This window comes from Aurantibacter sp. (genome assembly GCF_042094015.1).
Taxonomy (GTDB): Bacteria; Bacteroidota; Bacteroidia; order Flavobacteriales; family Flavobacteriaceae; genus Aurantibacter.
In genome coordinates this window covers 1-607 of record NZ_JBELDZ010000100.1, presented here as the reverse complement: position 1 = coordinate 607, position 607 = coordinate 1, and the positions used below count along the sequence as shown (strand labels likewise).

Sequence of the window (607 nt, the reverse complement as noted above, 5' to 3'; positions counted from 1 at the left end):
TACAGTAAACTTTGCAATTAGTAATAATGATAGTGAAGTTGCTCCTTATTTAGCACTAACAGAAATTTACGATGCTAATATTACATTATTAGATACTATAAATAATTCTTTAACTAAAGAGGTTAAAAACTCTAAATATGGTATTGCTTTAGATAATTACATTTCTAAAATTAAAGCAGATAAATAATAATATAGTTACAAATATAAAAGCATCACTTTTTTAGATTAAAAAGTGATGCTTTTTTTATTTTAAAATAAATATACGTTTCAGTAATTCCTAACATAATAGGTATATAAAAGACTTCTAAATACAATTATTCAGATGGTTTATTACTGTTTACAAAAAGAATATGTATATTCTGTCTATAATTTATATACCTATTATACTTCTGTATTCTAAAGCTTTCAAAAATTTATAACTACTAACTATAATACATTTTTTTAAGTTCTAATTATCATATATAAAAACTCCTAATTCAAATAAATGAATTAGGAGTTTTTGTTTAATCAGTTCTGTTTACAATTTATCGTTTTAATGTAAAGTGCGCTTGGAATTGTTTCTTATCATTAGATCCAGAGTTTGGTTCTCTGTATTCTACTGTAAACC

At 22.6% G+C, this 607-nt stretch carries 1 pseudogene; it reads left to right on the top strand.

Annotation, left to right across the window (positions count from 1 at the left end):
- Positions 1 to 187: pseudogene (locus ACFDSN_RS11315) on the top strand (hypothetical protein); the annotation flags it as partial.
- Positions 188 to 607: the final 420 nt, after the last annotated feature.